The sequence below is a fragment of the Streptomyces sp. NPDC001502 genome, from assembly GCF_042894785.1.
Taxonomy (GTDB): domain Bacteria; phylum Actinomycetota; class Actinomycetes; order Streptomycetales; family Streptomycetaceae; genus Streptomyces; species Streptomyces kutzneri.
The window spans coordinates 299391-319519 of sequence record NZ_JBIAVW010000004.1 but is presented as its reverse complement, the minus strand read 5'-3'; the positions used below and the strand labels follow the sequence as shown (position 1 = coordinate 319519).

Genomic DNA, 20129 nt, shown 5'->3' with positions numbered 1-20129 from the left:
GGTCCGTGGTCGGCAACTCTCACTGCAACTGACTGCCCCACGGGCAGGGAAGTTGCCGACCGTGAGCGAACCGATACCTAATTCACCCTGGGGGGTGACGGCATTCGAACGGTGGTGCTCCGTGGCAGGGCCAGGCCTCAGTGCTTGTAGAAGCCCTGGCCGCTCTTGCGGCCGATGTCCCCGGCGTCCACCATCCGGCGCATGAGCTCCGGCGGGGCGAACTTCTCGTCCTGGGACTCGGTGTAGATGTTGCTGGTGGCGTGCAGCAGGATGTCGACGCCCGTGAGGTCGGCGGTGGCCAGGGGGCCCATCGCGTGCCCGAAGCCGAGCTTGCAGGCGATGTCGATGTCCTCGGCGGAGGCCACGCCCGACTCGTACAGCTTGGCGGCCTCGACGACCAGCGCGGAGATCAGGCGGGTCGTCACGAAGCCGGCGACGTCGCGGTTGACGACGATGCAGGTCTTGCCGACGGACTCGGCGAACGCCCGGGTGGTGGCGAGGGTTTCGTCGCTCGTCTTGTAGCCGCGCACGAGCTCGCACAGCTGCATCATCGGGACGGGCGAGAAGAAGTGGGCGCCGACGACCCGCTCCGGACGCTCCGTCACGGCCGCGATCTTCGTGATCGGGATGGCGGAGGTGTTGGAGGCGAGGATCGTGTCCTCGCGGACGATCTTGTCCAGGGCGCGGAAGATCTCGTGCTTGATCTCGATCTTCTCGAAGGCCGCCTCCACCACGATGTCGACATCGGCGACCGCGTCGAGGTCCGTGGTGGTGGTGATGCGGGCGAGCGCCGCCTCGGCGTCCTCGGCCGTCAGCTTGCCCTTGGAGACGAACTTGTCGTAGGAGGCCTTGATTCCGTCCGTGCCACGGGTCAGCGCGGCCTCGGTGACGTCACGGAGTACGACGTCCCAACCCGCCTGAGCGGAGACCTGCGCGATTCCGGAACCCATGAGTCCGGCACCGATGACGGCGAGCTTCCCAGCCACTACACACCCCTCGTTTCCCTACGGCACAGTCACGTAGCCACTCCGGCGGAGACTAGCGCCCGGGCGGTGCGGTGTGACCGTGAAGTAACACGCGTCACGTCTCAGATGACGGACATCACACCGGTACGGCCCAGCAGCCCTGCCCGGCCGTCCAGTTCACCCGCCGTCGGCCCCGGTGCACTTCTCGGCCAGTGCGCGCAGCCGCCTCAGCTCCTTGCGCGCCGCCCCCAGGCGGCCGATCTCGACGGCCATGACGCCCCGGCCCACGAGGTAGTGCGCGTCGGCCCTGGCCTGCGCGTCCGCCTGCGGCCGCGCACAGATCTGCCGTTGCAGGAAGTGGAGCCGCCCCACGATGTCGCGGGCCGTGGGGAGGTACGTCGGCGCGGGCCCGTGCTCCGCGCGCAGCATGTCCTTCGCGTAGTCCCAGACCCTCGCGTCGTGCTCGGCGGCGCCCGGTTCGCCCGGATGGTGCGGATGGCCCGCCCAGGCGGCGGCGTGCTCGCGCAGGTCGTCGAGGCAGTCGAGGGCCTCCCCCAGGCGCCCGGCTGCCACCGCCGCGCGCCCGGCCCCGGCGCACGCGGCCGGTCCACCGAGGACGTCCGGGTCCCGCTGCCCGTGCCGGTTGGCGAGGAAGCCCGCCAGGAGATCGATCTGCTGGGCGGCCTCGGCCAGGCGCCAGATGTAGTACACGTCGGCCACTTCGCCGCTCCTCCGTCCCGGGGCCCGCGGCCCCCACCGGACGGTACGCGGGCAGCGGTGACCTCGCCCGGAATTTTCCCGGCGGGCCCGTCTACCCTGGCCGCATGGTGAACCTCACGCGCATCTACACCCGTACCGGCGACAAGGGCACGACCGCCCTGGGCGACATGAGCCGCACCGCCAAGACCGACCTGCGGATCTCCGCGTACGCCGACGCCAACGAGGCCAACGCGGCCATCGGGACGGCGATCGCGCTCGGCGGGCTGTCTGCGGACGTGGTGAAGGTCCTGGTCCGCGTGCAGAACGACCTGTTCGACGTCGGCGCGGACCTGTGCACCCCGGTGGTCGAGAACCCGGAGTACCCGCCGCTGCGCGTCGAGCAGTTCTACGTGGACAAGCTGGAGGCGGACTGCGACCACTTCCTGGAGCAGGTGGAGAAGCTGCGCAGCTTCATCCTCCCCGGCGGCACCCCCGGTGCGGCCCTGCTGCACCAGGCCTGCACGGTGGTGCGGCGTGCCGAGCGTTCGACGTGGGCGGCGCTGGAGGTCCACGGCGAGGTGATGAACCCGCTGACCGCCACCTACCTGAACCGGCTCTCCGACCTCCTGTTCATCCTGGCCCGGGTGGCCAACAAGGAGGTCGGGGACGTTCTGTGGGTGCCGGGTGGCGAGCGCTAGCGCTGGCGCGAGGGGGTGTCTTGCCGGTCACGCCACGAGCCCGGCCTGACCGGCAAGCACCCCCTAACGCTCGGTCCGGGCGAGCGGCCGCTCCCCGGCGTCGTCCGGGACGGCCGGGGCCTTGCTCGGCCAGATCGTGTACCCCACGGCGACCAGGGCGTGGATCCCGACCGCCCGCAGGGCGCCGGACTGCCAGCCCTGGAGCGAGCTGACGTCGCCCGCGTCGCCCACGTACCAGATCGCCACCTGCAGCAGCGTCAGGGCGACGGCGGCGGCGATCACCGTACGGACCCAGAGCTTCCACTCGTGCGTGGCCCGCGCCTTCCCGTACCCGGGACCCGCCGGCCTCGGTCCCCCGGCCAGCCGGTACGCGGCGTGCCCGTCGAGCCACTTGATCGTGTAGTGGCCGTAGGCGACGGTGTAGCCGATGTACAGGGCGGCCAGTCCGTGCTTCCAGTCCGGCTCGGCGCCGTTCTTGAGGTCGAGCGTGGTGACCACCAGCAGGACCAGCTCCATCAGCGGCTCACACAGCAGGACCGCCGCCCCCAGCCTGGGCATCTTCGCGAGGTAGCGCAGCGCCAGGCCGGCCGCCAGCAGTACCCAGAAGCCGACCTCACAGGCGATGATCAGCGCGACGATCATGGGACTCTCCGTCCGCTCGGGTTCTCCGTTCCCTCCCAGACTCCCGTCCGGCCGGGCCCGATACGTCGTCTCCATTGACCATGTGGGCCTGCATCGTTCGATGTACCCGCGCCTCGGCCTCTCCGCCGACGTGCGGGGCCCGCGCACCCTGTTGGATGGGAACGTGACCGAGAAGAGCCTGCGCCCCCACCGTGACGACGTCTTCCTCGCGGTGGTCAGTACGGCCGCGGGCCTGGCCTTCTGGTCGCTCGGGGTCTACAGCAGCCCCGGCCGGGGCTTCCTGCCGGCCTGGGCGGCCCTGGTCCCCCTCGTGGCCCTCGGCTCGATGGAGCTGCTGCGCCGCACCAAGCCGAATCTGACCCTGACCGTCGGCACCGTCGGAGTGATCGCCGACCAGTTCACGGTCGGCAACCTCGCCACCGTCGTGATCTTCACCGACCTGATGTACGCCGCCGTCGTGTACGGAAAACCGGCCATGGCCCGGCGGCTCCCGGTCACCACCGGCCTGATCACCGTCGTGGTCACCATCGCCTCGCTGGCCTGGCTGCGTACCCCGCAGGCCCTGCTGATCGGCGCGGTCACCGGCATCGTGAGCTTCGGCCCGGCCCTGACCGGCGCCACCCTGCGCAACCACCGTGAGGCCGCCGAGGCGGCCCGGCTGCGCGCCGAGCAGACCGCGCTGCTGGCCGAGATGGACCGCAGCCAGGCCGTGGCCGCCGAACGCGCCCGGATGGCCCGGGAGCTGCACGACATGGTGGCCAACCACCTCTCCGCCATCGCCATCCACTCCACCGCCGCGCTCTCCATCGACACGGCCACGACGAGCCGGGACGCGCTCGGGGTGATCCGCGAGAACAGCGTGCAGGGGCTGGCCGAAATGCGTCGGCTGATCGGGCTTCTGCGGGATGCCGGCGGCGACAAGGAGCCGGTCGCCGTGCCCTCGCTGGACGGCCTGGACGCACTGCTCGGGCAGGCCAGGACCAACGGCTCGGCGAGCGGGCTGACGTTCGCGCTCCACGACGACCGCACCTCCGGGGAGCCGGCGGCGGCGCCCGTGGAGCTGGCCGCGTACCGGATCGTCCAGGAGTCGCTGACCAACGCCCTCAAGCACGCCGCCCCGGGCACCGTCACGGTCCGCGTGGCGCACACCGACGGGCTGCTGACCGTGGCGGTGGACTCGCCCTTCGGGGACCGGCCGGGCCCCCGCGCCCCGGGCTCGGGGGCCGGGCTGATCGGCATGCGGGAGCGGACGGAGCTGCTGGGCGGGGAGTTCACGGCGGGGCGGTCCGGTGCGGTGTGGCAGGTACGGGCGACACTGCCCGCGGAGGAGAAGGCGGTGGAGGCATGACCATTCGGGTGGTGGTGGCGGAGGATCAGGGCGCGGTCCGGGCGGGGCTGGTGCTCATCCTGCGCAGCGCGGGCGACGTGGAGGTGGTGGGCGAGGCGGGCGACGGCGAGGAAGCGGTGCGCCTGGCCCGGGAGCTACGGCCGGATCTCGTCCTCATGGATGTGCAGATGCCCCGGCTCGACGGGGTGTCCGCGACCCGTCAGGTGGTCTCGGAGGGCCTGGCCGACGTCCTGGTGCTGACCACCTTCGACCTCGACGAATACGTCTTCGGGGCGCTGCGGGCGGGGGCCGCGGGCTTCCTGCTGAAGAACGCGGACGCCGCCGAGCTGATCGGGGCGGTACGGACCGTCGCGCGCGGGGAGGGCCTGATCGCCCCGGCGGTGACCAGACGGCTGATCGCGGAGTTCGCGGCGCCCCGCCCGGCGCGGCCCGCCCCGGCGCCGGAGCGGGCCGCGGCGGTCGCCTCCCTCACGCGGCGGGAGCGGGAGGTGCTGAGCGCGCTGGGCGAGGGCCTGTCGAACGCGGAGATCGCCGTGCGCCTGGAGATGGCGGAGGCGACGGCCAAAACGCACGTCAGCAGGCTGCTCGGCAAGCTGGAGCTGCGCAGCAGGCTCCAAGCGGCGGTGCTGGCGCAGGAGTTGGGGATATAGACGGACGGGCGCGCACCGGTCTGGACCTCTTGACGGTTGGTCCAGACCTTTCTACGCTCGCCGCAACACTGTGGTGAGCGTGCCATGACAAAGCGTGCTCACGGGCGGCGCAGGTCCCACCCCCATGTCGTAGTCGGCCCCCACGACCGCGACGGACCTACGGAGGATCACCCTTGAGCACAGCATCCCCACCCCGCACCAGGCGCACCCGGTTCTTCAGCCGAGTCGCGGCGATCGTGGCCGCGCTCGCCCTGCCCGTCAGCGGACTCGTCGCCCTGGCCGGCCCGGCCCAGGCGGCCGCCTCGGCGACGGCGACGTACACCAAGGTCTCCGACTGGGGCTCCGGCTTCGAGGGCAAGTGGGTGGTGAAGAACACCGGCACCACCACCCTCAGCAGCTGGACCGTGGAGTGGGACTACCCGGCGGGCACCTCGGTCACCTCGGCCTGGGACGCCACCGTCACCAGCTCGGGCACCCACTGGACCGCCAAGAACCTCGGCTGGAACGGCACCCTCGCCCCCGGCGCCACCGCCAGCTTCGGCTTCAACGGCGCCGGCGGCGGCGCCCCGTCCGGCTGCAAGATCAACGGCGCCTCCTGCGACGGCGGCACCCAGCCCGGCGACACTCCCCCCACCGCTCCCGGCACCCCCACCGCGAGCAACGTCGCCGACACCTCGCTCACCCTGACCTGGACCCCCGCCACGGACGACAAGGGCGTCAAGAACTACGACGTCTACCGGGGCGCCGCCAAGATCGCCACCGTCACCGGGACCAGCTACGCCGACTCCGGCCTGACCAAGGGCACGACGTACACGTACAGCGTCACCGCCCACGACACCATCGACCAGACCGGCCCCTCCTCCGGCTCGGCCACGGTGACGACGACCGGCGGGGTCATCCCCCCGGACCCGGGCGGCAAGGTCAAGCTCGGCTACTTCACCAACTGGGGCGTCTACGGCCGCAACTACCACGTGAAGAACCTGGTCACCTCCGGCACCGCGGGCAAGATCACCCACATCAACTACGCCTTCGGCAACGTCCAGAACGGCCAGTGCACCATCGGTGACGCCTACGCCGACTACGACAAGGCCTACACCGCCGACCAGAGCGTCGACGGCGTCGCCGACACCTGGGACCAGCCGCTGCGCGGCAACTTCAACCAGCTGCGCAAGCTGAAGAAGGCCTACCCGAACATCAAGATCCTGTGGTCCTTCGGCGGCTGGACCTGGTCCGGCGGCTTCCCGCAGGCCGCCGCCAACCCGACCGCCTTCGCCCAGTCCTGCTACAACCTGGTCGAGGACCCGCGCTGGGCCGACGTCTTCGACGGCATCGACCTGGACTGGGAGTACCCGAACGCCTGCGGCCTGTCCTGCGACACCAGCGGAGCGGCCGCCTTCAAGAACCTGATGCAGGCGACCCGGGCCAAGTTCGGCGCGAACAACCTGGTCACCGCGGCCATCACCGCCGACGCCTCCAGCGGCGGCAAGATCGACGCGGCCGACTACGGCGGCGCCGCGCAGTACGTCGACTTCTACAACGTCATGACGTACGACTTCTTCGGCGCCTGGGCGGCCCAGGGCCCGACGGCCCCGCACTCCCCGCTCACCTCCTACGCGGGCATCCCGCAGGCCGGCTTCAACTCGGCCGACGCCATCGCCAAGCTCAAGGCCAAGGGCGTCGCCGGCGCCAAGCTCAACCTCGGCATCGGCTTCTACGGCCGCGGCTGGACCGGAGTGACCCAGGCGGCCCCCGGCGGCACCGCCACCGGACCCGCGCCGGGCACGTACGAGCAGGGCATCGAGGACTACAAGGTGCTCAAGACCAGCTGCCCGGCCACCGGCACCGTCGCCGGCACGGCCTACGCCAAGTGCGGAAGCAACTGGTGGAGCTACGACACCCCCGCCACGATCGCCGGGAAGATGACCTGGGCCAAGCAGCAGGGCCTCAAGGGAGCCTTCTTCTGGGAGTTCAGCGGCGACACCGCGAACGGTGAGCTCGCGAACGCGATCCACACCGGGCTGCAGTAAAGACCGAAGCCGGGGAGACGGGTCCGCCCCCGTCTCCCCGGCTTCTCATCGTCCAGACGAGGCCCCCGGACAACGGGCAAGGATCTTCAGGCCACATTCACCCGCCCCCAGACTTCGTCCGGGGGGACCCCCAGGCAACGGGCAAGGATCCTCAGGCCACATTCACCCGCCCCCAGACTTCGTCCGGGGGGACCCCCAGGCAACGGGCAAGGATCCTCAGGCCACATTCACCCGTTGGCCAGGAGGCGCCGCCTCCAGCCAGGCGAGGAAGCCGGTCAGCGCGTCCTCGCTCATCGCCAGCTCCAGGCGGGTCCCCCGGTGGAGACAGCCGAGCACGACGGCGTCGGAGAGCAGGGCCAGCTCCTCCTCGCCCTCCGGGGCACGGCGGGCGACGACCTCGATGGAGGACCGCTCCAGCAGCCGGCGCGGGCGCGGGGAGTACGAGAACACCCGGAACCACTCGATCCGGTCACCGCTGTAGCGAGCGACCCCGTACACCCAGCCCTTGCCGGAGATGTCGGGCTCCTCGGACACACCCCAGCGCATGCTGCAGTCGAAGGTGCCGCCGGACCGCTGGATGAGTCTGCGGCGCAGCCCGAAGACAAACAGCCCGATCACCACCAGGGTTACGACCAGGCCGCTCACAAGCAGAGCGAGGAGCATCTTCACCGACCTCCTCGCTCATCGAATACACATGAGAAAAAACGGACCTGCATCGCCTCAGCCGCGACCCGGTCTGGAAAATTCCAGCACGGACCGCGGCTGAGGTCTGCCGAGTCCCGGCGGTCGCCCCCCCGGGACTCAAACGATCAAACTCCGACGGGCGTTCAGCCCGTTACGGCGCGCAGCCGGACATCAGCGCGACGCTCGGCGGCCGCATCGGCCTCCGCCTTCGCGCGCTCCAGTGCCCGCTCCGCACGCTGGACGTCGATCTCGTCCGCGAGCTCGGCGATCTCGGCCAGCAGGGACAGCTTGTTGTCCGCGAACGAGATGAAACCGCCGTGCACCGCGGCGACGACCGTGTTGCCGTCGCTGGTGCGGATGGTCACCGGGCCCGATTCCAGCACACCGAGAAGCGGCTGGTGACCGGGCATGACGCCGATGTCGCCGGACGTGGTGCGGGCGACAACAAGGGTGGCCTCGCCGGACCAGACATTGCGGTCCGCCGCGACCAGCTCGACGTGCAGCTCAGCAGCCAAGGTGGCTCCTCGGGTCACCACCCGGCGGGTCGGCCGGGTGTTGGGTCAAATTCTAATGGGCGTGGGGAGAGGGACGGGACACACCCGCCCCTCTCCTCGGAACGTGCGAACCGGATGCGCTCCGTGAGGAGCGCGCCGGATCAGGAGACGCCCAGCTCCTTGGCGTTGGCCTTCAGGTCCTCGATGCCACCGCACAGGAAGAACGCCTGCTCGGGGAAGTGGTCGTAGTCGCCGTCGCAGATCGCGTTGAACGCGACGATCGACTCGTCGAGCGGAACGTCCGAACCGTCCACGCCGGTGAACTGCTTCGCCACGTGGGTGTTCTGCGACAGGAAGCGCTCGACGCGACGGGCACGGTGGACAACGAGCTTGTCCTCCTCGCCCAGCTCGTCGATACCGAGGATCGCGATGATGTCCTGGAGGTCCTTGTACTTCTGCAGGATCCCCTTGACGCGCATCGCCGTGGCGTAGTGGTCCGCCGCGATGTACCGCGGGTCGAGGATGCGGGACGTCGAGTCCAGCGGGTCCACGGCCGGGTAGATGCCCTTCTCGGAGATCGGACGGGAAAGAACCGTCGTCGCGTCGAGGTGGGCGAAGGTGGTCGCCGGCGCCGGGTCGGTCAGGTCGTCCGCGGGGACGTAGATCGCCTGCATCGAGGTGATCGAGTGACCACGGGTCGAGGTGATGCGCTCCTGGAGGAGACCCATCTCGTCGGCCAGGTTCGGCTGGTAACCCACCGCGGAGGGCATACGGCCGAGCAGGGTCGACACCTCGGAACCCGCCTGGGTGTACCGGAAGATGTTGTCGATGAAGAACAGCACGTCCTGCTTCTGCACATCGCGGAAGTACTCCGCCATGGTCAGACCGGCAAGGGCGACGCGCAGACGGGTGCCCGGGGGCTCGTCCATCTGGCCGAAGACAAGCGCCGTCTTGTCGATGACGCCGGATTCGGCCATTTCCTCGATGAGGTCGTTGCCCTCACGGGTACGCTCACCGACGCCCGCGAACACCGACACACCATCGTGGTTGTTGGCGACGCGGTAGATCATTTCCTGGATCAGAACGGTCTTGCCGACACCGGCACCACCGAACAGACCGATCTTTCCACCCTTGACGTACGGGGTGAGAAGGTCGATGACCTTGACGCCGGTCTCGAACATCTCGGTCTTCGACTCAAGCTCGTCGAAGCGAGGGGCCTTGCGGTGGATCGGCCAGCGCTCGGTGACGTTGGCGTTCTCCTCCGGGTAGTTCAGCACCTCACCGAGGGTGTTGAACACCTTGCCCTTGGTGAAGTCACCGACGGGGACGGTGATGCCCTCGCCCGTGTCGGTCACCGGGGCCTGGCGGACCAGACCGTCGGTCGGCTGCATCGAGATGGTACGGACGAGGCCGTCACCCAGGTGCTGCGCGACCTCAAGGGTCAGGGTCTTGAGCGCGCCGTCCTCGGCCGGGTCGGAGACCTGGACCTTGAGGGCGTTGTAGATCTCGGGCATGGCGTCGACGGGGAACTCCACGTCGACGACCGGGCCGATGACCCGGGCGACGCGGCCCGTGGCGGCGGCCGTCTCAACAGTGGTCGTCATTACTTGTCACTCCCCGCGGTCGCGTCAGCCATGGCGCTCGCGCCACCGACGATCTCGCTGATTTCCTGGGTGATTTCGGCCTGGCGGGCCGCGTTGGCAAGCCGGGAGAGGCTCTTGATGAGGTCTCCGGCGTTGTCGGTCGCCGCCTTCATCGCGCGGCGGCGGGCGGCGTGCTCGGAAGCGGCCGACTGCAGCAGTGCGTTGTAGATACGGCTCTCGACGTAGCGCGGCAGCAGGGCGTCGAGGACGTCCTCCGCCGACGGCTCGAAGTCGAACAGCGGAAGGATCTCGCCCTTCGCGCCGGTCTCCTCCGGAGCCTGGTCAAGGCTGAGCGGCAGCATCCGGCCGTCGACCGGGTTCTGCGTCATCATCGACACGAATTCCGTGTAGACGATGTGCAGCTCGTCGACGCCACCCTCGGCCGTCTCCGTCTGGATGGCTTCGATCAGCGGCCCCGCGACGCGCTTGGCGTCGGCGTAGGCCGGGCTGTCGGTGAAGCCGGTCCACGAATCCGCGACCTTGCGCTCACGGAAGCCGTAGTAGGCCAGACCCTTGCGGCCGACGATGTAGGTGTCGACGTCCTTGCCCTCAGCGCGCAGCCGCTCGGTGAGCCGCTCCGCCTGCTTGATGGCGTTCGAGGAGTAGCCGCCGGCCAGACCGCGGTCGCTCGTGATGAGCAGGATCGCGGCACGGGTCGGCGTCTCGACCTCGGTGGTCAGGGCGTGCTTGGTGTTCGAGCCGGTCGCCACCGCGGTCACCGCACGGGTGAGCTCGGTCGCGTACGGCATCGATGCCGCCACCTTGCGCTGCGCCTTGACGATGCGCGAGGCGGCGATCATCTCCATCGCCTTGGTGATCTTCTTGGTCGCCGTGATGGCACGGATGCGACGCTTGTAGACCCGGAGCTGCGCTCCCATGAGTCAGGTCCCTTCCGTCGTCACTTGGAGACGTTGACGGCCGGTGCGTCCTCGCCCAGGAGCTTGCCGTCCGAGGTCTCGAACTGGCGCTTGAAGCCGGCGATGGCGTCAGCGATCGACGTCAGCGTGTCGTCCGACATCTTGCCGCCCTCGGAGATGGAGGTGAGGAGGTCCTTGCGCTCGCGGCGCAGGTGCTCCAGCAGCTCCGACTCGAAGCGACGGATGTCGTTGACCGGGACGTCGTCCATCTTGCCGGTGGTGCCGGCCCAGACGGAGACGACCTGCTCCTCGACGGGCATCGGCTGGTACTGGCCCTGCTTCAGCAGCTCGACCAGACGCTTGCCGCGCTCCAGCGAAGCCTTCGACGCGGCGTCCAGGTCGGAACCGAAGGCGGCGAACGCCTCCAGCTCGCGGTACTGGGCCAGGTCCAGACGCAGACGGCCGGAAACCTGCTTCATGGCCTTGTGCTGGGCGGAGCCACCGACGCGGGAGACCGAGATACCGACGTTCAGCGCCGGGCGCTGGCCCGCGTTGAACAGGTCGGACTCCAGGAAGCACTGGCCGTCGGTGATGGAGATGACGTTGGTCGGGATGAACGCCGACACGTCGTTCGCCTTGGTCTCGACGATCGGCAGACCGGTCATCGAACCGGCGCCCATGTCGTCGGACAGCTTCGCGCAGCGCTCCAGCAGACGGGAGTGCAGGTAGAAGACGTCACCCGGGTAGGCCTCGCGGCCCGGCGGGCGGCGCAGCAGCAGCGACACGGCGCGGTAGGCGTCGGCCTGCTTCGACAGGTCGTCGAAGATGATCAGGACGTGCTTGCCGGCGTACATCCAGTGCTGGCCGATGGCGGAACCGGTGTACGGCGCCAGGTACTTGAAGCCGGCCGGGTCGGACGCCGGGGCGGCGACGATCGTCGTGTACTCGAGCGCACCGGCGTCTTCCAGGGCGCCGCGAACGGACGCGATGGTCGAGCCCTTCTGGCCGATGGCGACGTAGATGCAGCGAACCTGCTTGTTCACGTCGCCCGAGCGCCAGTTGTCGCGCTGGTTGATGATCGTGTCGACGGCCAGAGCGGTCTTACCCGTCTGACGGTCACCGATGATCAGCTGACGCTGGCCACGGCCGACGGGCACCATGGCGTCGATGGCCTTGTAGCCGGTCTGCATCGGCTCGTGGACCGACTTACGGACCATGACGCCCGGAGCCTGCAGCTCCAGGGCGCGACGGCCTTCGGTCGCGATCTCGCCGAGACCGTCGATCGGGTTGCCGAGCGGGTCGACGACGCGGCCGAGGTAGCCCTCGCCGACGCCGACCGAGAGCACCTCACCGGTGCGCTGCACCGGCTGGCCCTCCTCGATACCGCTGAACTCGCCGAGGACGACCGCACCGATCTCGCGCTCCTCAAGGTTGAGGGCGAGACCGAGGGTGCCATCCTCGAACTTCAGCAGCTCGTTCGCCATGGCGGAGGGCAGACCCTCCACCTTCGCGATGCCGTCGCCGGCAACGCTGACCGTTCCGACCTCCTCGCGCGAGGCCGCGTCCGGCTGGTACGACTGGACAAAGTTCTCCAGTGCGTCCCGGATCTCCTCCGGCCGGATCGTGAGCTCCGCCATCTGGGTTCCCTGCTCTCCTTGTTGGGCCTGAAGCTTCTTAGGGGTCTGGGGGCGACCCCCAGGAATCTTCTGCAAGTTCTGCACGGCCCAACCGGGCCGCTAGGAATGCTTCTGTTCTATTGGTGGCTGGTCAGCCGGCCATGCGGCGCGACGCCTCGGCGAGGCGGTCCGCGATGGTGCCGTCGATGACCTCGTCGCCGACTCGCACCGAGATCCCGCCGAGGACCTCGGGGTCCACGTCGAGGTTCAGGTGCATCTGTCGGCCGTACAGCTTGGCCAGCACCGCGCCGAGACGCGCCCGCTGCACGTCGCTGAGCGGAACCGCGCTGGTCACGGTGGCGACCATGCGGTTGCGGCGCTCGGCGGCGAGCGTGGAAAGGGACTCCAGTCCCGCTTCCAGGCTACGTCCACGCGGCTGCGTGACAAGACGGATCACCAGGCGCTCGGTGACAGCGTTCGCCTTGCCGCCGAGCAGGCTGCGCAGCAGCTCGCTCTTGGCGGAGGCGGAGGCCGCACGGTCGGTCAGCGCGGAACGCAGCTCGGTGTTCGAGGAGACGATCCGGCCGAAGCGGAAGATCTCGTCCTCGACGTTGTCGAGCGCGCCACCCTGCTGGGCCGCCGTGAGGTCGGCAGTGGCTGCCAGCTCCTCCAGCGCGTCCACCAGGTCGCGGGACTGCGACCAGCGGGACCGGACCATGCCGGACACCAGGTCGAGGGTCTCCCCGCCGACCTGGCCGCCGAGCAGGCGAGCGGCCAGCTCGGCCTTGGCCTCGCCGGACTGCGCCGGGTCCGTGACGACCCGACGCAGCGAGACCTCACGGTCGAGCAGCGCGGTGACGGCAGCCAGCTCACCGGCGAGCTTCGCCGCGTCGACGGACGTGTTGTCCGTCAGCGCGTCGAGACGCTCACGCGCGGAGGCCAGCGCCTCGCGGCTCGCTCCGTTCATCGGGCCGCCTCGGCCTTCTCCTCAAGCTCGCTGAGGAAGCGGTCGATGGTGCGGCTCTGCCGGGCGTGGTCCTCAAGGGACTCGCCGACGAGCTTTCCGGCCAGGTCGGTGGCGAGCTTGCCAACGTCCTGACGCAGCGCCTGAGAGGCGGCCTTGCGGTCCGCCGCGATCTGGGCGTGGCCGGCAGCGATGATCTCCTCACGCTGCCGCTGGCCCTCTGCGCGCAGTTCTTCCTTGAGCGCAGTGCCCTGCTCCAGCGCTTCCTGGCGCAGGCGCGCGGCCTCGTGCCGGGCTTCGGCGAGCTGGGCCTTGTACTGCTCCAGCACGCTCTGGGCCTCGGTCTGAGCGGCCTCAGCCTTCTCGATACCGCCCTCGATGGCCTCGCGACGCTCGTCCAGAACCTTGTTGATGTTCGGGAGGAGCTTCTTCGCGAGGAAACCGAAGACGATGACGAAGGCGATCAGACCGATGACGAGCTCGGGGATCGGCGGGATGAGGGGGTTTTCCGCCTCTTCGGCCGCGAGCTGAACCAGAGGGTTCACATCAGTGCCTTCCGACTAAAGGGTCTGTTCGCTACCGGGATCAGGAGGTCGGGTAGACGAACGGCATGACCAGACCGATGAGGGCGAGCGCCTCACAGAAGGCGAAGCCGAGGATCTGGTTGGCGCGGATCAGGCCGGCGGCCTCGGGCTGGCGGGCCAGGGCCTGGGTGCCGTTACCGAAGATGATGCCGACGCCGACGCCGGGGCCGATGGCCGCGAGGCCGTAACCGATGGAGCCGAGGTTGCCCTTGATTTCGACGCCAGCAGCGAGGGTCTGGAGAGCGGACATGCCGGTTCTTCCTTCTCTTTCATGGACCGGTGGGGGTTGGCCACCGGACGACTGGTGGTTTGGGGGTGGGGCGGTCAGTGGTGCTCGGCGACGGCGCCCTGGAGGAAGCTGCAGGCCAGCAGCACGAAGACGTAGGCCTGGACAGCCTGGATGAAGAGCTCGAAGGCGGTCATCACGATGACCATCACGAAGGACACGCCCGCGTAGGCGATGCCGATGCCGTTCAGCAGGTACCAGCTGGCGATCGTGAAGAGCAGCAGCAGGGTGTGACCGGCGAACATGTTCGCGAAGAGACGGACCGCGTGGGTGAAGGGGCGGACGATCACATTCGAGAAGAACTCGATCAGCATGACCAGCGGCAGGATGCCACCGAGCGACTTGTCATAGCCCGTGAGGTTCTTCAGGCCGCCGACGAAACCGTGGCGCTTGAAGGTGACCGACATCCACATGAAGTAGATGACCAGGGCCATACCGGCCGGGTACGCGATGACCGCGGTCACCGGGAACTGGGCGACCGGAATGATCGACCAGAGGTTCAGGATCCAGACGAAGAAGAACGTCGCGACCATGAAGGGGACGTACTTCTCGCCCTCCTTCTTGCCCATCGTTTCGTAGACGATCCCGCGGCGTACGAAGTCGTAGCCGGCTTCGGCAACCATCTGGAGCTTCCCCGGAACCAGCTTCGGCTTGGCGAAGGCGGCCCAGAAGAATCCGACGATGATGACGGACCCGAGCAGGGCCAGGAGCATCGTCTTGTTGAAGTAGACGGCTCCGTCCATGTCGCCGAAGATCGGTTCGAACAGGAACGAGTGCAGGCCAGGAGCCGGGAAACCACAGCCGTCGAAGATGTGGCAATCGGTCTCGAAGGCGAGCACCTGCGTCGGGTCAGCACTCACCGCGGGCTCCTTCAGCGTGGCGCATAGGTACGGCAACCTCGTTGTGTCGGCGCGGCGCACAGCCGCGGTTCGGCACGGGACTGGTCTTACGGATGTGGGGGCGGCTTGCAGGCAGTGAGCCTCGCGATTGAGCAGGCGTCAGCTCAGATGCCTGCGCCCGCGATGCCGCATATGGCACCGGACGATAGCAGCATCTCGAACGCGCACTTATTCCACCCCTACCGTTCACGACGAGGGCCCCGTGTTTTCAGGCTTCTCACCCTTGCCACCACGCTTGGTGGACTCGGGCTCGACGTAAAGGATCTTGGCCTTCATGTGCGCGCGCGTCTGCGCGGCGATCCAGGCAAGGGTCGCCGCGACGATGGTGATCGCGAATGCCCTGGGATTGAACAGCGTCGTGTTCTTGAACACGGCGACGAAGACGAAGAGCAGCAGGATCTGGGTCGTGTAGAGCGCCAGACCCATCATCTGGAACAGATGCGGCAGCGATCGTGCCGTCCGCTGCAGGATGACGAATCCGATACCCATGAACAGAATCACGACGACCGTGGCCGCGATCGCCCCGATCGCCCCCTTACCGCCCGCGACCACGCCACTGACGATGGCGGCAACGACGCCGACGGCAGCGGTGGGTACGGCGGTGTGCAGAAGGGTTCGGGCGTCATCGGACAGCATGGCGCATGGCTCCGCGTGATGGTGGGGGTAACGGGACTCGTACGGGACGAGCGTAAGCCCGGTCCGAGAGAGGACCTCGGGCCAAGGGACCGTCGCACTACGGTCCTTCGGCTCTGTCGCCGGGTTTAGTGAACGGTATCACAAACTATTTGATGAGAGCTTTACCTGTCGGGTGTGCCGACTGTCACACATGAGAGTGACCCTGCCCGTGTGTGCGCGACAGGGGTGCGGCTTGTCTGGTAAAGGGCATTCATGTCCGACATGCGAATCGACCGTCAGCGGGTGGATTCAGCCTTACGCCGGTCGGGAAAGCGCGAACGGGGGCCCACGGCGGTCGCTCCGTTGACGCCGGACACACCCGCGGCGATGGGCCTCGCGGGCTCCGGCTCCGCGCCCGAGACATCGCGCGCGGCCGCCTCCGCGGCGGCTTCGGCCGCACGTTCGGCATGGCGGTAACGCGGCGGAACCAGACCCTCCGCCCAGCGCGGGGCGCGCGGGGTGAAGCGCGGCAGAAGCAGCAGGAACAGGCCCACCGCACTCAGTGCGGCGATCGCCAGCACGATCCACATCGTGGCGGAATGCACCGAATACGCCACGGTGCCGAAGGCGATCAGGCCTGACCAGAAGTACATGATCATGACCGCGCGGCTGTGGGAATGCCCGAGTTCCAGCAGCCGGTGGTGGAGGTGCCCGCGGTCCGCGGCGAAGGGCGACTGGCCCTTCCAGGTGCGCCGCACGATGGCCAGGATCAGGTCCGCCATCGGGATCGCGATGACCGTGAGCGGCAGGATCAGCGGGATGTAGGCGGGGAGCATCGCGTGCGTCGCGTTGCGCTCACCGCCCGCGAACAGGGCCAGGGCGTCCGGGTCCACCTGCCCGGTGAGGGAGATGGCGGAGGCGGCCAGCACCAGGCCGATGAGCATCGAGCCGGAGTCGCCCATGAAGATCCGGGCGGGGTGCATGTTGTGCGGCAGGAAGCCCAGGCACATGCCCATCAGGATCGCGGCGAAGAGGGTCGCGGGCGCGGCCGACTCGATGCCGTAGCCGAACCAGATCCGGTACGCGTAGAGGAACAGCGCGGTGGCGGCGATGCAGACCATGCCGGCGGCCAGGCCGTCCAGGCCGTCGACGAAGTTCACGGCGTTGATGGTGATGACGACGAGTGCGACGGTGAGCAGGTTGCCCTGCCACTGGGTGAGCGGGACCGTGCCGATTCCCGGGACGGGGATCCACAGGATGGTCAGACCCTGCATCACCATCACGCCGGCGGAGATCATCTGCGCGCCGAGCTTGATCAGGGCGTCGAGCTCGAACTTGTCGTCGAGGACGCCGACCAGCCAGATCAGCGCCGCTCCGGAGAGCAGCGCCCGCGGTTCGTTCGAGAGCTCGAAGACGCCGTTGAGGTTCCGCAGGTGGTCCGCGACCAGCAGCCCCGCGCACAGACCGCCGAACATGGCGATGCCGCCCAGTCGCGGTGTGGGCTCGCGGTGCACGTCGCGGGCACGGATCTCCGGCATGGCCCCGGCCGCGATCGCGAACTTCCGCACGGGCCCGGTCAGCAGGTAGGTCACCGCGACCGTGACGCAAAGCGTCAGCAGATATTCACGCACGGGCTGCCCCAGATGTATCGCCGGCCATCTCAGCCCCACACATTAGCTGCGATGTCACCTCCACCGAGGACGCGAGGGGGCGGTATCCCGGTTCCTGTACGCCCTGCTTGTCCTGCTTACTCCCCGTAAGGGGGAAATCCCGTCGTGAGCTCGCCGACCTCCGTACGTGTTTTCACGCCATCTCCGTCCAGCGCCGCGGCGAACAGCGCCGCGATGCGGACCATCTCCGCCTCCCCCATCCCCTGGGTGGTCACGGCGGCCGTTCCCAGCCGGATGCCGCGCTGGTCCCCGTACGGGAGGGCGCAGGTGTCCAGCACGATCCCCGCGGCGGCCAGCCGGCCGCGGGCGGTCGGGCCGTCCACACCCAGCGGCGCCGGATCGGCGGTGATCAGATGGGTGTCGGTGCCGCCGGTGGTGAGGGTGAACCCGTGCTCCTGGAGCGCGCCCGCGAGCACCCGGGCATTGGCGACGACCCGGTGCGCGTACGTGGTGAAGGCCGGCCGGGCCGCCTCGCCGAAGGCCACGGCCTTGGCGGCGATGGTGTGCATCTGGGCCCCGCCCTGTGTGAAGGGGAACACCGCCCGGTCGACGCGCTCCGCGTACTCGGCGCCGCACAGCACCATGCCGCCGCGCGGGCCGCGCAGCACCTTGTGCGTGGTCGCGCAGACGATGTCGGCGTACGGGACGGGGCTGGGCGCGGCCCCGCCGGCCACCAGGCCGATCGGATGGGCGGCGTCCACGATGAGGTAGGCCCCGACCTCGTCGGCGATCTCCCGGAAGGCCGAGTACTCGGGGTGGCGGGGGTAGGAGATGGAGCCGCACACGATCGCCTTGGGGCGGTGCGCGTGGGCGAGGCTCTGGACCTGCCGGTAGTCGATGAGGCCGCTCCCGGCGTCGACGCCGTAGCCGACGAAGTCGAACCACCGCCCGGAGAAGTTGGCGGGCGACCCGTGGGTGAGGTGCCCGCCGTACGGGAGCCCCATCGCCAGCACGGTGTCCCCCGGCCGCAGCAGGGCGGCGTACGCGGCCAGGACGGCGGAGGATCCGGAATGCGGCTGCACGTTCGCGTGCTCGGCCCCGAAGAGCGCCTTGGCCCGCTCCACGGCGGTCCGCTCGGCCAGATCGGCGTACTCGCACCCGCCGTGGTGCCGGGCACCGGGGTACCCCTCGGCGTACTTGTTGGCGAGCGCGGACCCGAGCGCGGCGAGCACGGCGGTCGAGGTGAAGTTCTCCGCGGCGATCAGCTGCAACGTGGCGGCCTGCCGCTGCCGCTCCCCGGCCAGTACGTCGGCCATCTGCGGGTCCTGCGCGCGCAGCAGGTCCGTGGGCTGGGTGATGACGCTCATGGCGGCGCTCCAGGGGTACCGGGTACCAGCCACTGTAGGCCCGCGGACCCCTCGATGCCCTGTCAGCGCGCGGTGGCCCCTCCTCGACGCGGCGCTCGGGCCGCTCGGTCCCGGGGGCCTCCCGGGCTTCGTACCGCTGCGCCGGCCTGCGGCCGGCGAACGCTCAGCGCGCGGCGGTCACGCCCGTCAGGGCGGTCACGACCGGATCCAGCGCCTGGTTGATCTCGTCGCCGATCGAGCGGAAGAAGGTGATCGGGGCCCCGTACGGGTCGTACACCTCGTCCGCGTCGGGCGACGGCGCCAGCAGCCAGCCGCGCAGGGCTGCCGCGGCCCGGACGAGCGCCCGCGCCCGCTCCGCCATGCCGTCGTCCAGTGGCGGCAGCGTGGCCGGATCTATCGCCCGCACCAACCGGGTGAACTCCTTCAGCGTGAAGGTGCGCAGCCCCGCCGAGTGGCCCATCGAGATGACCTGGGCCCGGTGGTCACGGGTGGCGGTCAGCACCAGGTCGGCGCGTATGACGTGCTCGTCCAGCAGCTCCCGCCCGGTGAACCCGGACGCGTCGGCACCGAAGTCCGCCAGCACGGCGGCCGCGTTCGCCTCCATCGGGGCGCCTTCGTGGCCCCAGGTGCCGGCGCTCTCCACGATGAGGTCGCCGGTGACGAGGCCGCCGAGGCGGTGCGAGAGGGCATGCCTCGTCAGCCGCTCGGTGATGGGCGAGCGGCATACGTTCCCGGTGCTGACGTGGAGTATGCGGAAAGTGTTTCCCCCGGCTACCGCCGGGCGGTGCCCCCCTGCTATGCCACGCCCCTCAGGGCTCACGGGGCGACCTCGAGGTCGGGTACGACCTCCCGCAGCTGGTCTGCGGTGAGTGCCCCCTCGCGCAGCAGGACGGGAACCTTCCCGGTGACGTCGACGATCGACGACGGCTGGATGCCGGGCGTCGGGCCGCCGTCCAGGTACACGGACACGGAGTCCCCGAGCATCTCGCGCGCGGCGTCGCAGTCCTCGGGCGCCGGGTGACCGGACAGGTTGGCCGAGGACACGGCCATCGGGCCGACCTCGGTCAGCAGCTCGATCGCCACGGGGTGCAGGGGCATGCGTACGGCGACGGTGCCCTGGGTGTCCCCGAGGTCCCACGCCAGCGAGGGCTGGTGCTTGGCGACCAGCGTCAGCGCGCCCGGCCAGAAGGCGTCGACGAGCTCCCAGGCCTGCTCGGAGAAGTCCGTGACGAGGCCGTGGAGGGTGTTCGGGGAGCCGATGAGCACCGGGGTGGGCATACCGCGGCCCCGGCCCTTGGCGGCGAGCAGGTCGTGGACGGCCTCCGGGCTGAAGGCGTCCGCGCCGATCCCGTACAGGGTGTCGGTGGGCAGCACGACGAGCTCGCCGCGGCGCACGGCGGATGCGGCTTCACGCAGACCCGTCTTACGGTCCGTCGCGTCGTTGCAGTCGTATCGCCGGGCCATCAGCGGGCCTCCTCGTG

Annotated in this window: 21 protein-coding genes; 4 read left to right on the top strand and 17 right to left on the bottom strand. The window is 69.5% G+C overall.

Annotated elements, in window-relative coordinates:
• Nucleotides 1-137: 137 nt before the first annotated feature.
• Entirely contained in the window at nt 138-986 is an 849-nt protein-coding gene (locus tag ACFY0D_RS08725) for a 3-hydroxyacyl-CoA dehydrogenase family protein (protein WP_150259394.1), read from the bottom strand.
• 156 nt (nt 987-1142) lie between these two features.
• Entirely contained in the window at nt 1143-1685 is a 543-nt protein-coding gene (locus ACFY0D_RS08720; protein WP_390797627.1) for a hypothetical protein, read from the bottom strand.
• A gap of 104 nt (nt 1686-1789) precedes the next feature.
• Here ACFY0D_RS08720 and ACFY0D_RS08715 point away from each other — a divergent pair, with 104 nt between their 5' ends.
• A complete protein-coding gene (locus ACFY0D_RS08715) occupies nt 1790-2362 on the top strand; it encodes a cob(I)yrinic acid a,c-diamide adenosyltransferase (RefSeq protein ID WP_351151244.1) in 573 nt (190 codons plus the stop codon).
• Between the two features lie 63 nt (nt 2363-2425).
• On the opposite strand, the gene ACFY0D_RS08710 is transcribed toward ACFY0D_RS08715, so the two are convergent.
• Complete coding sequence (locus tag ACFY0D_RS08710) at nt 2426-3004, bottom strand: hypothetical protein (RefSeq protein WP_390797626.1); 579 nt, start codon at nt 3002-3004, stop codon at nt 2426-2428.
• Between the two features lie 163 nt (nt 3005-3167).
• Between ACFY0D_RS08710 and ACFY0D_RS08705 the strand changes: the two genes are divergently transcribed.
• From ACFY0D_RS08705 to ACFY0D_RS08695, 3 genes are all read left to right on the top strand, one after another.
• Entirely contained in the window at nt 3168-4352 is a 1185-nt protein-coding gene (locus ACFY0D_RS08705; RefSeq protein WP_390797625.1) for a sensor histidine kinase, read from the top strand.
• Nucleotides 4349-5002, top strand: coding sequence for a response regulator (locus ACFY0D_RS08700; protein WP_390797624.1), 654 nt, complete (start codon nt 4349-4351; stop codon nt 5000-5002). The genes ACFY0D_RS08705 and ACFY0D_RS08700 overlap by 4 nt, the downstream gene beginning before the upstream one ends.
• A gap of 173 nt (nt 5003-5175) precedes the next feature.
• Nucleotides 5176-7029, top strand: a complete 1854-nt coding sequence (locus ACFY0D_RS08695) for a glycosyl hydrolase family 18 protein (RefSeq protein ID WP_390797623.1) — start codon at nt 5176-5178, stop codon at nt 7027-7029.
• A 216-nt stretch (nt 7030-7245) separates the two neighbouring features.
• Here ACFY0D_RS08695 and ACFY0D_RS08690 read toward each other — a convergent pair whose 3' ends face one another.
• The 14 genes from ACFY0D_RS08690 to ACFY0D_RS08625 form a co-directional block, all read right to left on the bottom strand.
• Nucleotides 7246-7692, bottom strand: coding sequence for a DUF2550 domain-containing protein (locus ACFY0D_RS08690; protein ID WP_189972913.1), 447 nt, complete (start codon nt 7690-7692; stop codon nt 7246-7248).
• 164 nt (nt 7693-7856) lie between these two features.
• A complete protein-coding gene (locus tag ACFY0D_RS08685) occupies nt 7857-8228 on the bottom strand; it encodes a F0F1 ATP synthase subunit epsilon (RefSeq protein ID WP_030008701.1) in 372 nt (123 codons plus the stop codon).
• A 140-nt stretch (nt 8229-8368) separates the two neighbouring features.
• On the bottom strand, nt 8369-9811 hold the full coding sequence (atpD, locus tag ACFY0D_RS08680) for a F0F1 ATP synthase subunit beta (RefSeq protein ID WP_390797622.1): 1443 nt from the start codon (nt 9809-9811) through the stop codon (nt 8369-8371).
• Nucleotides 9811-10728 (bottom strand): F0F1 ATP synthase subunit gamma, encoded by a 918-nt coding sequence (locus ACFY0D_RS08675; RefSeq protein ID WP_373041106.1) that lies wholly within the window; start codon nt 10726-10728, stop codon nt 9811-9813. Before ACFY0D_RS08675 ends, atpD begins: the two co-directional genes overlap by 1 nt.
• Nucleotides 10729-10748: 20 nt before the next feature.
• Nucleotides 10749-12344 carry a F0F1 ATP synthase subunit alpha gene (atpA, locus tag ACFY0D_RS08670; RefSeq protein WP_301366441.1) on the bottom strand — a complete coding sequence of 532 codons (1596 nt, stop codon included), beginning with the start codon at nt 12342-12344 and terminating at the stop codon, nt 10749-10751.
• A 130-nt stretch (nt 12345-12474) separates the two neighbouring features.
• Nucleotides 12475-13290, bottom strand: coding sequence for a F0F1 ATP synthase subunit delta (locus tag ACFY0D_RS08665; protein WP_390797621.1), 816 nt, complete (start codon nt 13288-13290; stop codon nt 12475-12477).
• Complete coding sequence (locus ACFY0D_RS08660; protein ID WP_030008696.1) at nt 13287-13832, bottom strand: F0F1 ATP synthase subunit B; 546 nt, start codon at nt 13830-13832, stop codon at nt 13287-13289. The genes ACFY0D_RS08665 and ACFY0D_RS08660 overlap by 4 nt, the downstream gene beginning before the upstream one ends.
• Before the next feature lie 40 nt (nt 13833-13872).
• Nucleotides 13873-14121 (bottom strand): ATP synthase subunit C, encoded by a 249-nt coding sequence (locus ACFY0D_RS08655; protein ID WP_030008695.1) that lies wholly within the window; start codon nt 14119-14121, stop codon nt 13873-13875.
• 74 nt (nt 14122-14195) lie between these two features.
• Nucleotides 14196-15032 carry a F0F1 ATP synthase subunit A gene (gene atpB / locus ACFY0D_RS08650; protein ID WP_189743241.1) on the bottom strand — a complete coding sequence of 279 codons (837 nt, stop codon included), beginning with the start codon at nt 15030-15032 and terminating at the stop codon, nt 14196-14198.
• Between the two features lie 210 nt (nt 15033-15242).
• Nucleotides 15243-15692 carry a hypothetical protein gene (locus tag ACFY0D_RS08645; RefSeq protein WP_301366443.1) on the bottom strand — a complete coding sequence of 150 codons (450 nt, stop codon included), beginning with the start codon at nt 15690-15692 and terminating at the stop codon, nt 15243-15245.
• A 275-nt stretch (nt 15693-15967) separates the two neighbouring features.
• Nucleotides 15968-17302, bottom strand: a complete 1335-nt coding sequence (locus ACFY0D_RS08640; RefSeq protein ID WP_390797620.1) for an MraY family glycosyltransferase — start codon at nt 17300-17302, stop codon at nt 15968-15970.
• A gap of 116 nt (nt 17303-17418) precedes the next feature.
• Nucleotides 17419-18648 (bottom strand): serine hydroxymethyltransferase, encoded by a 1230-nt coding sequence (gene glyA, locus ACFY0D_RS08635; RefSeq protein ID WP_390797619.1) that lies wholly within the window; start codon nt 18646-18648, stop codon nt 17419-17421.
• A gap of 163 nt (nt 18649-18811) precedes the next feature.
• Complete coding sequence (locus ACFY0D_RS08630; RefSeq protein WP_301366445.1) at nt 18812-19468, bottom strand: protein-tyrosine-phosphatase; 657 nt, start codon at nt 19466-19468, stop codon at nt 18812-18814.
• Nucleotides 19465-20112 carry an L-threonylcarbamoyladenylate synthase gene (locus ACFY0D_RS08625; protein WP_030720925.1) on the bottom strand — a complete coding sequence of 216 codons (648 nt, stop codon included), beginning with the start codon at nt 20110-20112 and terminating at the stop codon, nt 19465-19467. The genes ACFY0D_RS08630 and ACFY0D_RS08625 overlap by 4 nt, the downstream gene beginning before the upstream one ends.
• Between the last annotated feature and the right edge of the window lie 17 nt (nt 20113-20129).

What these genes read in the sequence shown, in the direction of transcription:
- glyA (WP_390797619.1), bottom strand. Translation starts at nt 18,648, where the DNA reads ATGAGCGTCATCACCCAGCCCACGGACCTGCTGCGCGCGCAGGACCCG.
- ACFY0D_RS08645 (WP_301366443.1), bottom strand. Translation starts at nt 15,692, where the DNA reads ATGCTGTCCGATGACGCCCGAACCCTTCTGCACACCGCCGTACCCACC.
- ACFY0D_RS08690 (WP_189972913.1), bottom strand. Translation starts at nt 7,692, where the DNA reads ATGCTCCTCGCTCTGCTTGTGAGCGGCCTGGTCGTAACCCTGGTGGTG.
- ACFY0D_RS08665 (WP_390797621.1), bottom strand. Translation starts at nt 13,290, where the DNA reads ATGAACGGAGCGAGCCGCGAGGCGCTGGCCTCCGCGCGTGAGCGTCTC.
- atpD (WP_390797622.1), bottom strand. Translation starts at nt 9,811, where the DNA reads ATGACGACCACTGTTGAGACGGCCGCCGCCACGGGCCGCGTCGCCCGG.
- ACFY0D_RS08710 (WP_390797626.1), bottom strand. Translation starts at nt 3,004, where the DNA reads ATGATCGTCGCGCTGATCATCGCCTGTGAGGTCGGCTTCTGGGTACTG.
- ACFY0D_RS08655 (WP_030008695.1), bottom strand. Translation starts at nt 14,121, where the DNA reads ATGTCCGCTCTCCAGACCCTCGCTGCTGGCGTCGAAATCAAGGGCAAC.
- ACFY0D_RS08700 (WP_390797624.1), top strand. Translation starts at nt 4,349, where the DNA reads ATGACCATTCGGGTGGTGGTGGCGGAGGATCAGGGCGCGGTCCGGGCG.
- ACFY0D_RS08625 (WP_030720925.1), bottom strand. Translation starts at nt 20,112, where the DNA reads ATGGCCCGGCGATACGACTGCAACGACGCGACGGACCGTAAGACGGGT.
- atpA (WP_301366441.1), bottom strand. Translation starts at nt 12,344, where the DNA reads ATGGCGGAGCTCACGATCCGGCCGGAGGAGATCCGGGACGCACTGGAG.
- ACFY0D_RS08675 (WP_373041106.1), bottom strand. Translation starts at nt 10,728, where the DNA reads ATGGGAGCGCAGCTCCGGGTCTACAAGCGTCGCATCCGTGCCATCACG.
- ACFY0D_RS08715 (WP_351151244.1), top strand. Translation starts at nt 1,790, where the DNA reads ATGGTGAACCTCACGCGCATCTACACCCGTACCGGCGACAAGGGCACG.